The organism is Gilvimarinus gilvus, assembly GCF_030518155.1.
GTDB classification, from domain to species: Bacteria; Pseudomonadota; Gammaproteobacteria; order Pseudomonadales; family Cellvibrionaceae; genus Gilvimarinus; species Gilvimarinus gilvus.
This window is the reverse complement of record NZ_JAULRU010000783.1, coordinates 16,138-33,095: the sequence shown is the minus strand read 5'-3', so window position 1 is coordinate 33,095 and position 16,958 is coordinate 16,138. Positions and strand designations below refer to the sequence as shown.

The following is a 16,958-nucleotide window of genomic DNA, read 5'->3' as shown; positions in this document are numbered from 1 at the left end:
GGATGATGCCAGTTACGGATCGCATGCTATGCAATGACTACTGTAATTTAAGACACAGCTTAGCGGGTTTAGTTCACGTGCATCTGTAAAAGTTTGTATGGCAAATGTAATGAAAGGTCGTAGCGAATATTTTTGTGACAACCCGAGCGCGGGACATGACCTGCCGCATAAAAAAAGCCCCCGATCCAGAGTGGCGGGGGCTACTGTCAGAAGTTATTCTGCCAAAGTGACCTTTCGGTCAAACGAGGAGGAGCTCATGAAAAAAAACGTCTTACGATTCAGTGTGCTGTAACTTTGAACAATTCGCCAATCGAAAGTTCAATAAAAAGTCGATTTTTTCACACTTTTTGATCGTTTTTTTAAATTTACGCTAAAAACAAAGAAATGAGCGCCAACTAGTGCGCCTCATCCCAGCTTTCGCCAACCCCCACTTCTACCAGTAGCGGCACTTTAAGTTCAGCAGCTTGCTCCATCCGCTCTTCCAGCCCCTGGCAAACAGCGTCCACATCCGCCTCGGCCACCTCCAGCACAAGCTCATCGTGAACCTGCATCACCAACTTAGCATCGAGCTTTGACTCGGCAAGCCAATTCGCCACCGACACCATGGCCATTTTAATAATATCCGCTGCCGTACCCTGCATAGGCGCATTAATAGCCGTGCGCTCAGCGGCCTGCTGCAACATTTTATTGCGGGCATTAATTTCGGGCAGGTACAAACGCCGCCCCATTAACGTCTCAACATAGCCTTTATCGTGAGCCAATGCCCTTGTGTTTTCCATATAGCGAGCGACGCCCGGATAACGCTCAAAATAGCGATCAATATAGCCCTGCGCCTCATTTCGCCCCAGCGCCAACTGCTTGCCCAAGCCAAACGCGGACATACCGTATATAAGGCCAAAGTTAATCGCTTTGGCGCGGCGGCGCATCTCATCGGTAACTTTATCGAGCTCGGTACCAAATACCTCAGCCGCCGTTGCGCGATGAACATCTAGCCCTTGCGCAAAGGCACTTAACAACCCTTCATCGTCCGACAGGTGGGCCATGATACGCAACTCAATCTGAGAGTAATCCGCAGCAACGATCTTATAACCGGCAGGCGCCACAAATGCTTTGCGAATACGGCGACCTTCCTCGGTGCGAATTGGAATGTTCTGTAGATTGGGGTCACTCGATGAAAGACGGCCCGTCGCTGTGCCTGCCTGATGATAGGACGTATGAATACGGCCTGTTGCCGGATTGATCATCTTCGGCAGCTTGTCGGTGTAGGTCGATTTCAGTTTCGCTAAACCGCGGTACTCCAGCAGCAACTTGGGTAGCGGATAGTCGAGCGCGAGTTCCTGCAACACATCTTCTGCGGTCGAAGGGGCACCGGTTTTGGTTTTCTTAACCACCGGCAACTCCAGCTCCTCGAATAAAATTACGCCTAGCTGCTTGGGCGAGCTGAGGTTAAACTCGCGCCCCGCTATATCGTAAGCCTCTCGCTCTAATTCCGTCAGGCGCGCCTGCAACTCATGACTCTGACGGCCCAATTGATTGGCATCCACTAGGGCGCCATTGCGCTCTATGTCCGCCAGCACCGGAACCAGGGGCATTTCAATATCCAGCAACACCCGGCGCAAGGTGTCGACCTGCTCCAACTGCGGCCATATGGCCTGATGTAAGCGCAGCGTTATATCGGCGTCTTCAGCCGCGTATGGCGCAGCATCCTCAACTTTAATCTGATTAAAGCTCAATTGCTTAGCGCCCTTACCGGCAATATCTTCGTAGTGAATGGTCGATGTGCCCAGAAAACGCTCGGCCAGTGAATCCATATCGTGACGCCCCGCCACAGAGTTAAACACGCAGGACTCAAGCATCGTATCCCAGGCGATGCCGCGCAGCGCAATACCGTGGTTGGCCAGCACATTGCGATCGTATTTTAAGTTTTGCCCAACTTTGGCACGCTTAGCGTCTTCCAATAAAGGCTTAAGCTCAGCCAATACAAAGTCGCGATCCAGCTGATCCGGCGCCTCTAAATAATCGTGCGCCACGGGCACATAGGCCGCCTTGCCCGCCTCAATCGCGAAAGAGACACCGACAATCTCAGCCTGCATGGCGTGCAAGCTAGTCGTTTCGGTATCAAACGCGAATACCTCGGCATCTTCGAGCTGTCGAATCCATTGCGCCAGCGCTGCTTTATCCAACACTGTGTCGTACGCAACGGCCACGGCTTGGGCCACCGCAACTGGGCTATCGCCTTCGACCTCGGCCAACTCGTCAACCCAGCTCCTAAACTCCATTCTCTCAAACAAGCTTTTTAACGCTGCCTTATCGACATCGCCTACCGCAATATCACCGACGCCAACATGTAAAGGAACATCGAGCTTAATCGTTGCCAGCTGGTACGATAGATACGCCAGATCTTTGTGCTCCAGCAGCTTCTCCGGCATTTTCTTGGCACCGCGAAATTCCAGCTGCCGAATGGCCTCCAGATTTTGGTACAGAGCATCCAAGCCACCGACGCCCTGCAACAATGCCTTGGCTGACTTCTCGCCAACGCCTGGCACACCGGGAATATTGTCAACTTTGTCCCCCATCAACGCTAAATAGTCGATCATTAGCTCGGGGCCAAAGCCATATTTTTCCCGCACGCCGGCAACATCCATTAACGTACTGGTCATGGTGTTTACAAGCGTGACCTGAGGGTTCACCAATTGCGCCATGTCTTTGTCGCCGGTAGAAATCACCACCGGGCAACCCCTCTCCTCGGCTTGCGCCGCCAGGGTGCCAATGACGTCGTCGGCTTCAACGCCCTCTTCGACCAACAGGGGTAACCCCATAGCGCGCACGATATCGAAGATTGGCTCAACCTGTGGGCGCAAGTCATCAGGCATTGGAGGGCGCTGCGCCTTGTATTGGGCGTACAGGTCATCGCGAAAGGTCTTCCCCTTGGCATCGAACACTACCGCAATGGGACTTTGTGGATAGTCTTTGATCAGACGCCGGATCATATTAATGACGCCTTTCACCGCCCCGGTTGGCTCACCGCGCGAATTGGTTAGAGGTGGCAACGCATGATAAGCGCGATAGAGGTAGGAAGATCCATCCACAAGTACGACGGGAGCCTGATCGGACATAGCAATTAAGGCCTGCTGAGAGTAATCGAAAAGCGCAAGGATACACCAATCTTGCCATCGAGGCCTGAACCAACTCCACCCGACTAAGTGTTACCAACGCCACAAAAAACAACAAGCATGCTTCACTCCAACCAAAAATAACTAAATAACAATCAGTTAGATCGAAGTCTTCTTAAAGAATCTTCACTTTTCTGCTTTTTTATTTGGACTTTCCGTTACTATTTGTTACCATACGTAACAGAAGGGTAACAGTTGCCAAAAGCATCTGATTAGCCTCTAACGCTCAGGTGGCACACCAGCATCTTGAGTATCACCAACCAACGGAGGGCATCTTATGAAGACCTATGGTGTATTACTGGCAGGGTTGTTACTGGCGAGCACAGCAGTGGCAAATGAAGCCGAAGAAAATGTTAGCGAAAGCCTTACCCTGGCAGCCGCTAAAACCTCGCAGGCAATCAGCTTCAAAACTGAAGAATCATTGAATGCAGAAAATGACGTGAAAGTTGTCGATCTCGACATTGTACAAACTTCCGACGATCTGGCTGACAAAATCAGTGCGAAGCTCGACGAACAGTTTGAAGAGGATATGAAGCGCCGTCTGGGGCTGTAAAAAGCTTTAGATTAATTGTGAGTAAGTAAAACACTGTTTGCGACCGAAGGAGTTTAAGAATTGAAGAAACGGCCGATCTTGCCGCTTTTTTCAACGCTTTATAACTTCCAGGGTGCTGTCGTTCACGGCTTATACACGGATAAGTTCACACTTCAGCTACGTGGCCTTCCAACCTAAGCCGATTTGCCTACACTTTTAGTAGGAACCAAATTTTACGACTTTGACCTGGTCAATCGCCAGAAGGAATCGATGTGAACAGCAAGATTATTTTTTCGCAGGCAGGGATCTACCGCTTACAACAACTGGCGAGCCTTATTTACCGACATACTGGCGACCGCTACCGGCTCTCCAGTATTGACGGTCAATTACAGCTGCTAAAAGCGGCGGTCACATCGCCCCATCCGGATGTCCGCACCTGCTGTATTCACCTAGCCGACGAACTGCACCCCCAGCAGCTCAGAGTGTTAGCCACTAACGGCATAACCTTAACGTCGTCATCAGTTCTGGCTGACAAGGCAGGCTGACAGACTGGCGCTTATGTGGCGCAGCAATTGTTCGTAACTGGCCAACGAGCTCGCACTGGCCAGCGGATCAAGTTCGCCGACGCCGAGGCCAAGGGTTTTCGCCAATCGCGTTGCCTCAGTAACATCGCTGTAGGGTTCTACAAACAAACATTTGGCGTCACTTCGCAATCGCTCCTGCAGCGCCACTAAATGCTTGGCGCCTGGCTTTTGCTCAGGGGTAACGGTGACGTAATCCACTTGGCGCATGCCGTAGTGTTCAACCCAGTGACGATAACCGTCGTGATAGACGGCAAATCCAGTATCGGCGAGAGGTGACATTTGCGCCCGCAGCTCTGTGTCTAAAGCCACTAGAGAACTTTTATACGACTGTGCTCGCGCAGCGTAGGCTTCTGCAGCTGCTGGATTCAATTGCGCCAAATGCCGCGCAAGGGCGTCGACCACCACCAGTGTGTTTTCAGGGTTCAACCACAGGTGCGGATCGTGTTCATGGGAGTGATCGGCGTGATGCCCGGCCGCACCATCATCCTCAGGCCACTGCAATCCCACCAGCTGCACCAGGGTCATGACACGGCCTTCAGGTAATGCGGCCAGCGGCTTTTGCAAAAATGTTTCCAGCTCCGGACCGACCCAGAGCACCAGATCTGCCGCGTGTAGCTGACGCATTTGCGATACGCGCAATGAATAGGCGTGAGGTGATACGCCGGCGGGCAATAGGTAATTGACTTGATCGGACTCCAGCGCCAACTCTTGAGCAATCAACGCTATCGGCTTGATGCTGGTTATGACATCAACCGAATTTGCCTGCTGGCACCAAAGCAATGCCGACAACAAACATGCAGTGAGCCAATTCAGGCCGCTGCCATTACTTCTTACCACCATGAAATCGCCTGAGAAGAGAACTAACAATAGTTATACTATAACATATCAGTTACAATCGACGCATGAGTAAAACACCCCTCGCCTTCAGCCAACACGACCACCAGCACTGTGTTAACGATGCACTGCAGGCCGCCATTACTCTGTGCCAAGAGCGCGGGGTTCGCCTCACCCCGCTGCGCAAGCAAGTATTAGAGCTTATTTGGCAGAGTCACAAACCTCTCGGTGCTTACGCACTGCTCGACTTGTTGTCGGCCGGGTCTCCCAAACAGGTCGCACCGCCCACGGTTTACCGAGCTCTGGATTTTTTGCTAGAACAAAAATTGATACACCGCATTGGCGCACTCAATGCTTTTATCGGTTGCCCCCACCCCGACCATCAACACGCCTCGCACTTTTTATTGTGTGACGACTGCGGCCGTGCCGAAGAAATACAGTCCCGGCAAGTTGGCGAAAGCATTAATGGGGCGGCGCACAATGCCGGTTTTACGGTGCATTCCCAATCGCTGGAAGTATTTGGACTGTGCCCGGACTGCCAGTCGCAAGGCAACAGCAATGGCTGAAGCCGACCATATTCTGGTAAAGACTCACCACCTCAGTGTTATGCGTGGTGACAAAACCCTGGTGGATAATGCCTCCCTGTCCGTTGAGGCCGGCAAAATTGTCACCTTGATTGGCCCCAATGGCGCCGGCAAAACCACTTTGGTGCGGACTATTCTCGGCCTGTCCAGGGCCACAAGCGGTGAGCTCTATCGTCGGCCCAAGCTTCGCACTGGCTATATGCCACAAAAGCTACAACTAGACCCCAGTCTGCCGATAACAGTAAAGCGGTTTCTAACACTCGCGGGCTGCAAACCCGCACAAGCCAGCCTGGCACTGGGGCGCACAGGCGCCATACATTTACTCAATCAACCCATGCAGGCACTTTCGGGCGGGGAAATGCAACGTGTATTGTTAGCGCGGGCATTACTGCAACAACCCGAACTACTGGTACTCGACGAACCGGTACAGGGTGTGGATGTAGCGGGTCAAGCCGCTCTGTACGCATTAATCAACGACATTCGCAAAGAGCTTAATTGTGGTGTCCTCCTGATATCGCATGATTTGCACCTGGTGATGGCCACCACAGATACCGTCATTTGCTTAAACGGCCACGTGTGTTGTCACGGCCACCCGGAACAGGTTACCAGCGACCCCGCGTACTTAGAGTTATTCGGGCACCGAGCCGAAGCCCAAATTGCGCTTTACACTCATCACCACGATCACGCCCACGACCCCTGTGGCGAAATCGATCAGGATCATTCGCACCATGCCTGAATTTTTACTTCTGGCCCTGGCCGCCGGGCTCGGTGTGGCGCTGGCAACGGGCCCTTTGGGTTGTTTTGCGGTATGGCGGCGTATGGCCTACTTCGGCGACACCATGGCACACTCCGCACTGCTGGGCATCACTGTGGGTTTGCTGTTGGATATTAACCTCAATCTTGCCGTGGCCTTCGGCTGCCTGGCAATCGCCCTACTGCTGGTCGCGTTACAACGCAGCCGCCAATTAGCCAGCGACACCCTGCTCGGCATCCTGTCGCACTCGACACTTGCGCTGGGGCTGGTAACCATTAGTGTCGTGGGCCCCGCCCGTATCAACCTCACCGGCTACCTATTCGGCGATATTCTCGCCACAACCTACACTGATTTAATCGCCATATGGCTCGTGGGTGCACTGGTTATCGCGACTTTAATCTGGCTTTGGCGACCGCTGCTGGCCATTACCGTGCACGAAGATTTGGCCCACGTAGAAGGCGTTAACGTAACCTTAGTGCGCACCGCACTGATGCTATTAATGGCTTTGGTCATTGCCATTGCCATGAAAGTCGTTGGGGTTTTATTGATTACCGCTCTGCTTATTATTCCCGCCGCGGCCGCGCGCAGAGTAGCTCATACACCAGAACAAATGGCCGTAATAGCCAGCCTTATTGGCGCACTGGCCGTACTTGCCGGCCTTAGCGCCTCATATTTTTGGGACTGGCCGGCCGGGCCCGCCATCGTGCTCGGCGCAACTTCAGTCTTTATTTTGTCTTTACTGAAATCGAGTAAGCTTTAGTTGTTTGCAGTGGGTGACGGCTTACGGGTCACGGTAGACGAATAGCAGACTTCCCCGTTCCCCGTTCCCCGTTCCCCGTTCCCCGCGAATTATGTAACCAAACTTTCACCTATTTGTTTTCTGACTGTCACAGAGAAATACCAGACTTTGCCTCAACAAAACACTGAGGCCGTACCGATGACGAAGATGACTGCCAGTGACCAGTCTGCCAATAATCGCCCCCCTTCATCGCCCGACAGCAATCCCCCCGCTTCGCTCATTAAAGGCCGCACCATTTGGATTTCCGATATTCATTTGGGCTATCGCGACTGCAAAGCCGAATACTTGCTCGAGTTTCTCGACAACATAAATTGTGACACGCTGTATCTAGTGGGCGACATTATTGATATGTGGGCACTAAAGCGGAAATTTCGCTGGCCGCAACAACACTATCAGGTCATGCTCAAATTGTATGAGCTTGCCAATAGTGGCACACGCGTTATTTACGTTCCGGGCAACCACGACGAACCCATGCGCCGCTTTTGCGGTAATTTTTTTGGGCCCATCGAGATCATTGAAGAACATGTCTACACCTGCGCCAACGGTAAGCGCTACCTAATAATGCATGGCGACGCCATGGATGCCTACATCAACTTGTCGCACCTAACACGCTTTTTTGGTGATATCGGTTACAACCTGTTGCTGTTCATTAACCGCTGGGCCAATCGCTGGCGCAAGTGGATGGGCCAGCCTTACTTTTCCCTGGCCCGGCTAATCAAAGAGAATATCAAAGGCGCGAAAGATGCTATCGAGACCTACCAAAATGAGGCGATGGACGAAGCGCGCCGGCGCGGTTTCGACGGTGTGATCTGCGGCCACATTCACTACCCCGCCATGTTAGAACAAGAGGGCATTCGCTACTGCAATACCGGCGACTGGATAGAAAGCTGTACCGCTATCGTGGAAGACTTTTCGGGCGAAATGCGCCTGCTGCACTACAGCGATCAGGTTGAATGGCAGCGTCAACAGGTAGCGTCGAAAGATACCGCGCAGGCTGCATAGTCAACGCGGCTATACATTCTCTCAACTCAACTGCGCCGAGCACATTGGCCGCGTATACACGACTCTCATGTTCAATGCGCGAGTCCCACTTTTTATTCTGGCACCTAAGCAAACCGCACGTCACACAGCCAGCTTATTGACAATGATTTAATCGGGTTCCACTTAAAAGTGACAAGCGTCACTATTTTGTCGAACGAACAGTCACCCTCACCATGTTCAAACACACCATCAAAGTGGGACGACGCCCCGCCTGACAATTTACAGAATGCCTCGCTGATTAAAAAAACGGGCCCCCTCCACGCCAACATGTCGCTTTTGCGCTGTGCGTTGAGGCTGTATCAGCCCACAAAAACAATAACGACATCGAGGTCATCATGAACAAACCTATCCGCCTGCCATTGGTGGTATGCATCATGGCAGTCTCACTATCGGCCTGTTTTGGCCAGAGCGATGATTCAACCTCCACCGCAAGCTCTTCGAGCACGGTGGCAAGCAGCAGCTCTAGTGTCATAAGCCAGTCCAGTGAGAGCAGTGAAAGTAGCTCCGAAAGCTCCAGTGAATCAAGCAGCAGTATTTCCAGCCTGTCGAGCAGCAGCGAGGAAAGCTCAAGCAGTAGCGAAGAGAGTTCTAGCAGCTCTGTTGCCAGTAGCTCATCAAGTGAGGCGAGCTCGACCGAGTCGTCATCGAGCAGTAGTAGCTCATCCAGCACGATTAGCTCTGTGAGTTCGAGCAGTAGCTCAGTAAGCTCAAGCAGTAGCTCCGTGAGTTCGAGCAGTAGCTCGGTAAGCTCAAGCAGTAGCTCCGTGAGTTCGAGCAGTAGCTCGGTTGCAGCAGCGCCACCACCACAATGGACCATGGTATGGGAAGATGAATTCAACGGCTCCGCCATCGACACCAGCAAGTGGGAGCACGAGGTCAACTGCTGGGGTGGCGGCAACGACGAACTGCAGTGCTATACCGATCGCGCCGACAACAGTTACGTAGACGACGGCAAACTATTAATTGTCGCTCGCCAGGAATCCTTTAGTGGTCCAGGCGTTAACCAGGAAGACCCCAGCTACGACCCAACGGATACCTCCAAAACTCTGCCTTACACATCAGCGCGACTGCGCACCCGGGGCAAGGCCGATTGGACTTACGGTCGCATGGAAGTTCGCGCCAAGTTACCGGAGGGTAAAGGCCTTTGGCCAGCGATTTGGATGCTGCCAACGGATACAAAGTATGGAGGCTGGCCACTCAGTGGTGAAATTGACATCATGGAGGCGGTCAACCCCAACGTTTCTGGCAACAACGAAATTCACGGCACCTTGCATTATGGTCGTGTTTGGCCCGGCAATTTAAATTCTGGTACCGCCTACACTCCTGAGGATAACGTTTGGGACACCTTCCACACCTACGCCATCGAATGGGAGCAAGGTGAAATTCGTTGGTTCGTGGACGACGTACATTTCGCGACCCAAACCCAGGACGGCTGGTTTACTTTTTACTGGAACGAGCAAGAAAAAAGCACAGCTCTCGGTAAACCAGACGGGCAATCCGCGGCGCAAAAAGGCTATCAGCTAGGCAGCGCCGCAGCACCCTTCGACGAGCCCTTCCACATGCTGTTGAACCTGGCCGTTGGTGGTAACTGGCCGGGCGCACCGGATGGCTCCACGACCTTTCCGCAAACCATGGAAGTAGATTTTGTTCGCGTCTATGAGTGCTCTTCCAACTCAAGCGCAGGCACCGGTTGCGGAACTTCCGACCCGGGAGCAACTCAGGTAACAGGTCATACCTCTCCGGAAACCGAAAGCTTTGACCTATACCAGCAAGGGCCAGCAAGCTTCACCTTCAATACCCCAGACGGCGAAGTAACCAACACGCTGGTTCCAGGCCTGTACGACGGCGGCAGTGGCAATGTGCTCAGCGATCCCGCCGCTATTACCGGCGAGGGAGAAACCGTATGGGATATCACCTTTAACGGTCCAGGTAATGCGTTCCTGTCTACCAGTGACATGAGTGCCTACCCCGAAGTGAACGACGGGCTTAAATTCACCAACATGGCCGACTACGGACAACTGCGCTTTAAAATACGGGTTGAATCCATAGAGCCCGCTACCGAGCTGGCGGTTAAGCTCGATAGTGGCTGGCCCAATGTTAGCTATGCGGTTATCGACGCCCCAGCGACGGGTGAGTGGACTGAGATGGTCGTCGCTATCAATCAGTTGCTGCCCAATAATATCGAAACGGGACAAGTCAACCTTGGTCAGCTGATCAATGCCTTTGTAATTGAGTCATCCGGTATCGCCCGCATTCAATTGGCCGATATTGCTGTCGATTGTATGGTGCCATGCGACATCGATCCGGTACTGGCTGCCGTGAAAGATACTCTCACCGATAGCTTCGTTGTTTTCGACGAAGGTGAACCTGGCCCCAACTGGGATTTCGGTGTCGGCACCTGGAGCAACTCCGGTGATCACGTTACCGCGAATACAGTGAATGATGTCGATCGCGGCGACGTGCTGAATATCACGTTTAGCGATAGTGGCGAGAGCGGCCTGGCGTTTGTCCAATCCACCACAAAGAAAAATGCGCGTGCTTTTGCCACCAATGGCCAACTTACCTTTGACATTAAGGTCCTCGATTACGGCAGCAACACCAGTGGACTGGTGGTCAAGGCCGAGAGCGCTCCGGGCACGGGTACCGGCAACTACACCATTAATCCCGCGCAAGGAGAGTGGACCAGCATCACGGTTAACATTGCCGATATGCTCGACGCGCCCGATAGCACGGGCTTCAACATTGATGCGATGAACACACCATTTGTGATTTTCCCCACGTGGGATGATCAGGCAGGTGTGCACATTCAGGTGGACAATGTGCATTGGGTAGGCGGCACAGGGACTACAGAACCGACCATAGAAGCCATTGTCGACAGTTTCGATGTTTACGTTGACGGCGCTCCCGGCGCAGCCCAAGGCCTAAACATAGGCACTTGGGATAACGGCACCGGTCACATTACGGTTAACACCGTAACAGACGCCGATCGCGGCGATATCTTGCAGCTCGATTTCAGCGACAGCGTCAACAATGGTGTGGCCTTTTTCCACTTCACGGATGCTAAAAACCTTAGCGCCTTTGCCAGTGAAGGACAGCTGGTGTTCGATCTCAAGGTACTCGATTTTGGCACTCAAGGCCCCGACTTTATTGTCAAAGCCGAAAGTGGCCCCAGCATGGGGTCGGGTGATTACCAAATTTCGACACCGCTGTTGGACGTTTGGACCACCTACACCATTGACATTGCAGATCTCATAACAGCTGGCCCCGAGCCGGGTTTCACCCTTGACTCAATCGGTACACCCTTTGTATTTCTGCCGACCTGGGGTAAGCAAGCAGGCGCTAGCGTACAATTGGACAGCGTTCGCTGGGTGCAACCGGGTGGCTCATCCAGCTCATCATCAAGCTCTACATCGAGCTCGTCCAGTTCCGTGGTGGTTTCAAGTAGCTCATCTTCTAGTTCGAGCAGTAGCTCATCGAGCAGCTCGTCATCAACATCCACCAGCTCAAGCAGCAGCTCATCATCGAGTACTTCAAGCTCAAGTAGCAGCTCATCAATAGCGTCGTCTATTGGCAACGGCTGGACACTGGTGTGGAACGATGAATTCGAAGGCAGCGACATAGATACCAGTAAATGGGAGCACGAGGTAAACTGCTGGGGCGGTGGCAATAACGAAGCCCAGTGTTATACCGACAGTGCCGACAACAGCTATGTCGAGGACAGCCTGCTGCACATTTCGGCCATTTACGGCGAGTCATGTGGCCCTTCGCTGAATCAGGAAGATCCGGGATACCCTGGCGCCAATACCTGTAAGGACTACTCTTCTGCTCGTCTACGCACACGAGGCAAAGCTGACTGGACTTACGGCCGCATGGAAATCCGTGCGCGGGTACCGCAAGGTGTTGGCGTATGGCCAGCCATATGGATGTTGCCAACTGATACCGCCTATGGCGACTGGCCACACAGTGGCGAGTTGGATATTTTTGAAGCTTTCCAACCCGGCGTTGCTGGCCCACAACCCACGGGAGCTGCCAACGAAATGCACGGTACCCTGCACTATGGCTTCTCCTGGCCCTGGAACCAGTACAGCGGGGCGCCCTACGAACCGCCAACCAATATCTGGGATGATTTCTACACCTATATTGTCGAGTGGGAAGAGGGTGAAATCCGTTGGTATGTAAACGATGTCTTGTTCGCGCTTAACAGCGGTAACTGGTTTATTTATTACTGGGGCGGCCAGGAAGTGGGCTATCAAGTGGGCACCGGTGCACAGCCATTTGATCAGCCTTTCCATATGATTTTGAACCTCGCCCTGGGTAATGGTCAGTATATCGATTTGCCAACCTTTACCGACACCAGAACCATGGAAGTGGACTATGTGCGCGTATACGAATGCTCAAACGACCCAACCACCGGTAAGGGCTGTGAAACGCCTACAGCCGATGCAAGCACAGATCCAACGAATATTACTGGCCACGTTCCACCGGCCGATGTTCGCGATAACGTCTGGCTTTACCGCGGCGCCGAAGACGGGATTCAAACCCTGACATTCGATGTCAACGCGACAGAAGTGAACAACACATTGCAACACGCGGTGTGGAACGACAGCGGAGCACTCGCTTCCAACCCCAGTGCGTCACCGATTGATAGTGGCTCTGGCGGTACGGTAGTGTGGGACTTGCAATTCAATAACGCCGGCCCCGCCGTTGCCTGGCTTGCCTCGGATGATATGAGCAGCTACCCGGAAGTGGATGACGGCTTTAGCTTTGGTGGCGATCCACTGAATACCCGCGCGCGCAACCTTGGCGAGTTCAAGTTTGACATGTGGGTTGAGGCAGCCGATGTAGGCACCCAGCTGAGCGTTAAGCTGGGTTCGGGGTTTCCTGATATCAGCGTCGAGGAGGTCGATATCACGGCAGATATGGTTGGGCAATGGACGCCTGTATCCGTGCGACTCTACTCTCTACAACAGGCCGCAGGCTCTTGGTCGCAGGTGGACTGGTCGTCCGTCTTGCGACCCTTCGAGGTCGAACTACTGGGCGGGGCAGCTCACATACAGCTGGATAATATTCGCATCAGCTGCCTGGAAGATTGCGATATGCAACCGAAAGTGGCGCCGGTAAGTTTTACCGAAGACTTCGACATCTTCACAGACACTGTCGACGCGCTTTGGGGCAACATCGGCCAGTGGAGTGCCAGCGGCAGCCACGTGCAAGTGAACATTGTGGATGCTGACGACTCTGCTCGCGGGCAAGTGTTTCAGGGGCAATTTAGCGAAGCTGGTGGCAACGGGCTGATGTTTATTCAAACCGAGCCAGGTACCGTGCGCGACCTCAGCGCTTTTGCCAGCGGATTCCTGGTGTTTGATGTTTTCCTGCCTGCCGTCGACGCTGGCACAACGGGCCTGGTTGTAAAGACCGACTGTGTTTACCCCTGCACCTCGGGCGATCAACCCATTGGCCTGGTTGGAACCAGCGATTGGGAAACGGTCGTGGTACCCGTCAACGATATGGTGTCAGGCGGGCTGGACTTAACCTCGGTAAACACCCCGTTTGCCATTTTGCCTAGCGGAGAGCAGGGCGGCGTCACCATTCAGGTTGATAACGTGCGTTGGGTTCTGAACGACCCGCGTTAATAACCCACACTCCCCTGCAGAGGTTTCCTATCTGCAGGGGTAAACTTCACACAGCTCTCGATGCCTCCCGCAACCTCAAAAAGTAATTAGCGCGCTTTTCTATTCCCGTTATTTAGCATAAGATTGCGCCCGCAAGACGCTTTAGCCTCATGGAGAGACCAATGGAATCTATTACAAAAAAACTCGGAACTCTGCTCTTAGTCGTTACCTTTTCCTTCAACGCATTCGCAGAAGACAGCAGCTCAATCATTACCCCGGAAAGCGGCTGGTGGTGGAACCCTGATGAAAGCGGCACCGGTTACGCCATTGAAATTCAGGACAACATCGCATTTCTCGCCACTTATACCTATGACCCAATTGAAAAAGACGGCGTGCGACGCCCCATCTGGTTTACCGCCTCGGGCGTGCTTATTGATGATGACGTCTACGAAGGTGAACTATTGCTCGTAGAAGACGGCCAATGCATCGGCTGTGCACATCAGGCACCTACAATTAGCTCCACCGAAGGTCATGATATTCGTATCGAGTTTCTGAGCCGCACTACCGCTGAAGTCACCATCGACGGTGAGGTGACACCCATACAGCGATTTGAATTTGGTTGGGGTGGAGATATAAACAAGAAGTTGTTGGGCGAATGGAGCTTAACAATTAATGCCTCTTCCAACTTTGACTTTTACGAAAGAAATCGACTCACCGCTGACATGCTCGTGTTTGATGAGCTCGTCGAAGATGATGGTGACATCCTCATCTACGGATGCCGTATTGACAACATTAACCAAGGCTATTGTACCGATGAAGACACTGAGAATAGCTTAGCCATCGCGCTTTATTACCCAGAAAGTGATGCGTTCTACATTGTTGTCGATGAATCCTCACTTGAATGGCGAGCCTATTGGATGAGCTTAGATACATCTCGCGCCAGTGGTTTGGCCGATCAGTTCAATAAAAGCGGAGGCTCATTCGATTTCGACGAAGCTGCGGGTTTCCTAGCTTATCGCTCAGCGAGCGGGTCTTTTGCCCAAACTCAAACAGGGCCAGCAAAACCACAGATTTCGGGCGTACAAGAGTTGACTAAAATGGCTCGGGCAACAGCACCACCTGCCCCCAGAGCTAACCTAACCGAATATGAAAAACAACAATTAGCTCAAGAAGCTTTTACCAAGCTGCAAGCAAAACTCCTGGAAAATAGGTAAGTAACCCATGCAGACCTCAGCTCACCAGAGCTGAGGTCTGCATTGCCAATAATTAACGTTAGTAGCTAAAGAAACGACATTTCTCATATTTTTGTTTTATTCCTGGTTTACGCGGTCGACGACCAACTGTCCTGCCGAGTTCAACACCCATTTTTGCTCGTAATCAATTTCAAATAAGTTGCCATCCGGGTCTTTGAAAAACGCATTGATCCCCCACGGGGTTCGCGTCACCGGCTTCACTAAGGTGCCACCGGCGGCCAGGGCCCGAGCCAACATTTCCGGTACCTGTTCTGCACTCTCAGCTAAATAAGCAAACGCCACACCTCGATAGGTCGCCGCACCCGGCCCGCGCTCGCCGGCATAAATATCCTCGCCAAAGACCTCCTCGGCAAAGGCTTCGCCCGACAATAGCGCCAGTGCATAACCGCCGAGATCAACCATCACAAAGCCGTCACTCGAAACCGGAGATACCGTCCACCCAAGCGCTTCAAAAAAGCGCTGGGATCGTTCCACATCGGCCACACCCAATAAAAAAAGATGCAAGCGCTGTTTAAATGGCCGGGGTTGCGCACCGGCAAAACGCTCGTAGGTATGGCCCGTGGGCTGCTCTAACATCTGGGTGGTCATAGTCGTTGCACCTTGCACTGCTGCCATGGGCAATATGCCCAAGGCGATCAATAACCGTCGCAGCATAATCTGTCTCCTTCCTATTGCTTTTAGTTGAAAAAACCAGATTACCACCCAACCCTTGATTAATAATTAGCATAGGAATAACTTCACTATTAACCACCCAATTAATAATCAACGAAACAATATGCATATCAATCAGATCAGCCTTAGCCAGTTACGTCAGTTTATTGTAGTCGCCCAAAGGGGAAGTTTTAGCCGGGCGGCGGATGAGCTGGCCATGAGCGCCCCGGCGGTCACCAACGCCATCAAAAAACTCGAAACTGAGTTAGGTGCGCGCCTGCTTGAGCGCACCACCCGCACCGTCAGGCTCACGGAGGCGGGCGAAGACTTTTATCAACACTGCCTGCAGGCAACGCTTCAACTGCAAACCGGTTTGGATAATTTACAACTTTGCCAAAACACGTTGGGCGGCAATATACGCATCAGCGCTCCGGCCGACCTCGCTCGCACTTTGCTTAGCCAGTGGCTGCAGGAATTTGTGCAAACTCACCCCAACATCCGTTTCGACCTGACCGTCACCGATACTGTCACCAACCTGTATCAAGCGCCTGTTGACTTAGCCATTCGCTACACCACACCGCAAGACTCCGGGCTGATTGCCCGCGAGCTGTTTCCGGCACGCCGAGTCGCCTGCGCCTCGCCCGCGTATATCGAGCAATTTGGCAGCCCTAAGACGCCGGACGAATTAACCCAGCACCGCTGTCTGACCTACAAAGTGAGCAACCAGCCAGACTGTCACTGGAGCTTCTCCCAAAATGGCCAGGAGCATGGCGTTAGTATTCAACCTTTTGCAGTTTTCGACGACAGTAGTCTGGCGAGGCAGTGGGCCATTGATGGTTTGGGAATTGTGTATAAGTCAGAACTGGATGTCCGCAATGATATCCAATCGGGGTTACTTCGACCCATTCTGGGCGACTTTACGGGTCAGGCCTCGCCGCTTTTTCTCGTCCACCCGAGCCGCTTGCATACGCGACGGCTAACGACTCTAGCCGAGTTTTTACAGGCACGTTTTTCGACTCTTAAATAATATTCCTCGCAGCAAGGCAAGGGCCCTGCCACACCGTCAATATTATTTGGCCCAGCGCATAAATATCTCTTGCTGAGATGGAAAATAGCGCGTATAAGCCAGCTAAATATGGGG

At 52.7% G+C, this 16,958-nt stretch carries 13 protein-coding genes; 9 read left to right on the top strand and 4 right to left on the bottom strand.

What is annotated here, in order from left to right; translation table 11 throughout:
- Positions 1-395 precede the first annotated feature (395 nt).
- Positions 396-3,116: a DNA polymerase I gene (polA, locus tag QWI17_RS19730; RefSeq protein WP_302724244.1), complete on the bottom strand. Its 2,721-nt coding sequence runs from the start codon at positions 3,114-3,116 to the stop codon at positions 396-398.
- A 334-nt stretch (positions 3,117-3,450) separates the two neighbouring features.
- Between polA and QWI17_RS19725 the strand changes: the two genes are divergently transcribed.
- Positions 3,451-3,726, top strand: a complete 276-nt coding sequence (locus QWI17_RS19725) for a hypothetical protein (RefSeq protein ID WP_302724243.1) — start codon at positions 3,451-3,453, stop codon at positions 3,724-3,726.
- A 251-nt stretch (positions 3,727-3,977) separates the two neighbouring features.
- The gene (locus tag QWI17_RS19720) at positions 3,978-4,250 is read left to right on the top strand and encodes a hypothetical protein (RefSeq protein WP_302724242.1); all 273 of its coding nucleotides are present in this window, start codon (positions 3,978-3,980) and stop codon (positions 4,248-4,250) included.
- Here the strand turns inward: QWI17_RS19720 and QWI17_RS19715 are convergent.
- Positions 4,224-5,129, bottom strand: a complete 906-nt coding sequence (locus tag QWI17_RS19715; protein ID WP_302724241.1) for a zinc ABC transporter substrate-binding protein — start codon at positions 5,127-5,129, stop codon at positions 4,224-4,226. The genes QWI17_RS19720 and QWI17_RS19715 overlap by 27 nt on opposite strands.
- A gap of 62 nt (positions 5,130-5,191) precedes the next feature.
- On the opposite strand from QWI17_RS19715, the gene QWI17_RS19710 reads away from it, so the two are divergent.
- The 4 genes from QWI17_RS19710 (at position 5,192) to QWI17_RS19695 (ending at position 8,262) form a co-directional block, all read left to right on the top strand.
- Complete coding sequence (locus QWI17_RS19710; RefSeq protein ID WP_302724240.1) at positions 5,192-5,689, top strand: Fur family transcriptional regulator; 498 nt, start codon at positions 5,192-5,194, stop codon at positions 5,687-5,689.
- Complete coding sequence (gene znuC, locus QWI17_RS19705; protein WP_302724239.1) at positions 5,682-6,443, top strand: zinc ABC transporter ATP-binding protein ZnuC; 762 nt, start codon at positions 5,682-5,684, stop codon at positions 6,441-6,443. The genes QWI17_RS19710 and znuC overlap by 8 nt, the downstream gene beginning before the upstream one ends.
- Entirely contained in the window at positions 6,436-7,221 is a 786-nt protein-coding gene (gene znuB, locus QWI17_RS19700; RefSeq protein WP_302724238.1) for a zinc ABC transporter permease subunit ZnuB, read from the top strand. The genes znuC and znuB overlap by 8 nt, the downstream gene beginning before the upstream one ends.
- A gap of 177 nt (positions 7,222-7,398) precedes the next feature.
- Positions 7,399-8,262, top strand: a complete 864-nt coding sequence (locus QWI17_RS19695) for a UDP-2,3-diacylglucosamine diphosphatase (RefSeq protein WP_302724237.1) — start codon at positions 7,399-7,401, stop codon at positions 8,260-8,262.
- Between the two features lie 277 nt (positions 8,263-8,539).
- Here the strand turns inward: QWI17_RS19695 and QWI17_RS19690 are convergent, their stop codons facing one another.
- A complete protein-coding gene (locus tag QWI17_RS19690; protein WP_302724236.1) occupies positions 8,540-9,139 on the bottom strand; it encodes a hypothetical protein in 600 nt (199 codons plus the stop codon).
- Between QWI17_RS19690 and QWI17_RS19685 the strand changes: the two genes are divergently transcribed.
- Together QWI17_RS19685 and QWI17_RS19680 are read left to right on the top strand one after the other, a co-directional pair.
- Positions 9,117-13,934 (top strand): glycoside hydrolase family 16 protein, encoded by a 4,818-nt coding sequence (locus QWI17_RS19685; RefSeq protein WP_302724235.1) that lies wholly within the window; start codon positions 9,117-9,119, stop codon positions 13,932-13,934. The two genes, QWI17_RS19690 and QWI17_RS19685, sit on opposite strands and share 23 nt — an antisense overlap.
- A 161-nt stretch (positions 13,935-14,095) precedes the next feature.
- Positions 14,096-15,127: a hypothetical protein gene (locus QWI17_RS19680; protein WP_302724234.1), complete on the top strand. Its 1,032-nt coding sequence runs from the start codon at positions 14,096-14,098 to the stop codon at positions 15,125-15,127.
- A 96-nt stretch (positions 15,128-15,223) separates the two neighbouring features.
- Here the strand turns inward: QWI17_RS19680 and QWI17_RS19675 are convergent, their stop codons facing one another.
- Positions 15,224-15,820: a VOC family protein gene (locus QWI17_RS19675; protein ID WP_302724233.1), complete on the bottom strand. Its 597-nt coding sequence runs from the start codon at positions 15,818-15,820 to the stop codon at positions 15,224-15,226.
- A gap of 121 nt (positions 15,821-15,941) precedes the next feature.
- On the opposite strand from QWI17_RS19675, the gene QWI17_RS19670 reads away from it, so the two are divergent.
- A complete protein-coding gene (locus tag QWI17_RS19670) occupies positions 15,942-16,844 on the top strand; it encodes a LysR family transcriptional regulator (RefSeq protein WP_302724232.1) in 903 nt (300 codons plus the stop codon).
- Positions 16,845-16,958 lie beyond the last annotated feature (114 nt).

What these genes read in the sequence shown, in the direction of transcription:
- polA (WP_302724244.1), bottom strand. Translation starts at nt 3,116, where the DNA reads ATGTCCGATCAGGCTCCCGTCGTACTTGTGGATGGATCTTCCTACCTC.
- QWI17_RS19725 (WP_302724243.1), top strand. Translation starts at nt 3,451, where the DNA reads ATGAAGACCTATGGTGTATTACTGGCAGGGTTGTTACTGGCGAGCACA.
- QWI17_RS19715 (WP_302724241.1), bottom strand. Translation starts at nt 5,129, where the DNA reads ATGGTGGTAAGAAGTAATGGCAGCGGCCTGAATTGGCTCACTGCATGT.
- QWI17_RS19710 (WP_302724240.1), top strand. Translation starts at nt 5,192, where the DNA reads ATGAGTAAAACACCCCTCGCCTTCAGCCAACACGACCACCAGCACTGT.
- znuC (WP_302724239.1), top strand. Translation starts at nt 5,682, where the DNA reads ATGGCTGAAGCCGACCATATTCTGGTAAAGACTCACCACCTCAGTGTT.
- znuB (WP_302724238.1), top strand. Translation starts at nt 6,436, where the DNA reads ATGCCTGAATTTTTACTTCTGGCCCTGGCCGCCGGGCTCGGTGTGGCG.
- QWI17_RS19695 (WP_302724237.1), top strand. Translation starts at nt 7,399, where the DNA reads ATGACGAAGATGACTGCCAGTGACCAGTCTGCCAATAATCGCCCCCCT.
- QWI17_RS19685 (WP_302724235.1), top strand. Translation starts at nt 9,117, where the DNA reads ATGGTATGGGAAGATGAATTCAACGGCTCCGCCATCGACACCAGCAAG.
- QWI17_RS19680 (WP_302724234.1), top strand. Translation starts at nt 14,096, where the DNA reads ATGGAATCTATTACAAAAAAACTCGGAACTCTGCTCTTAGTCGTTACC.
- QWI17_RS19675 (WP_302724233.1), bottom strand. Translation starts at nt 15,820, where the DNA reads ATGCTGCGACGGTTATTGATCGCCTTGGGCATATTGCCCATGGCAGCA.
- QWI17_RS19670 (WP_302724232.1), top strand. Translation starts at nt 15,942, where the DNA reads ATGCATATCAATCAGATCAGCCTTAGCCAGTTACGTCAGTTTATTGTA.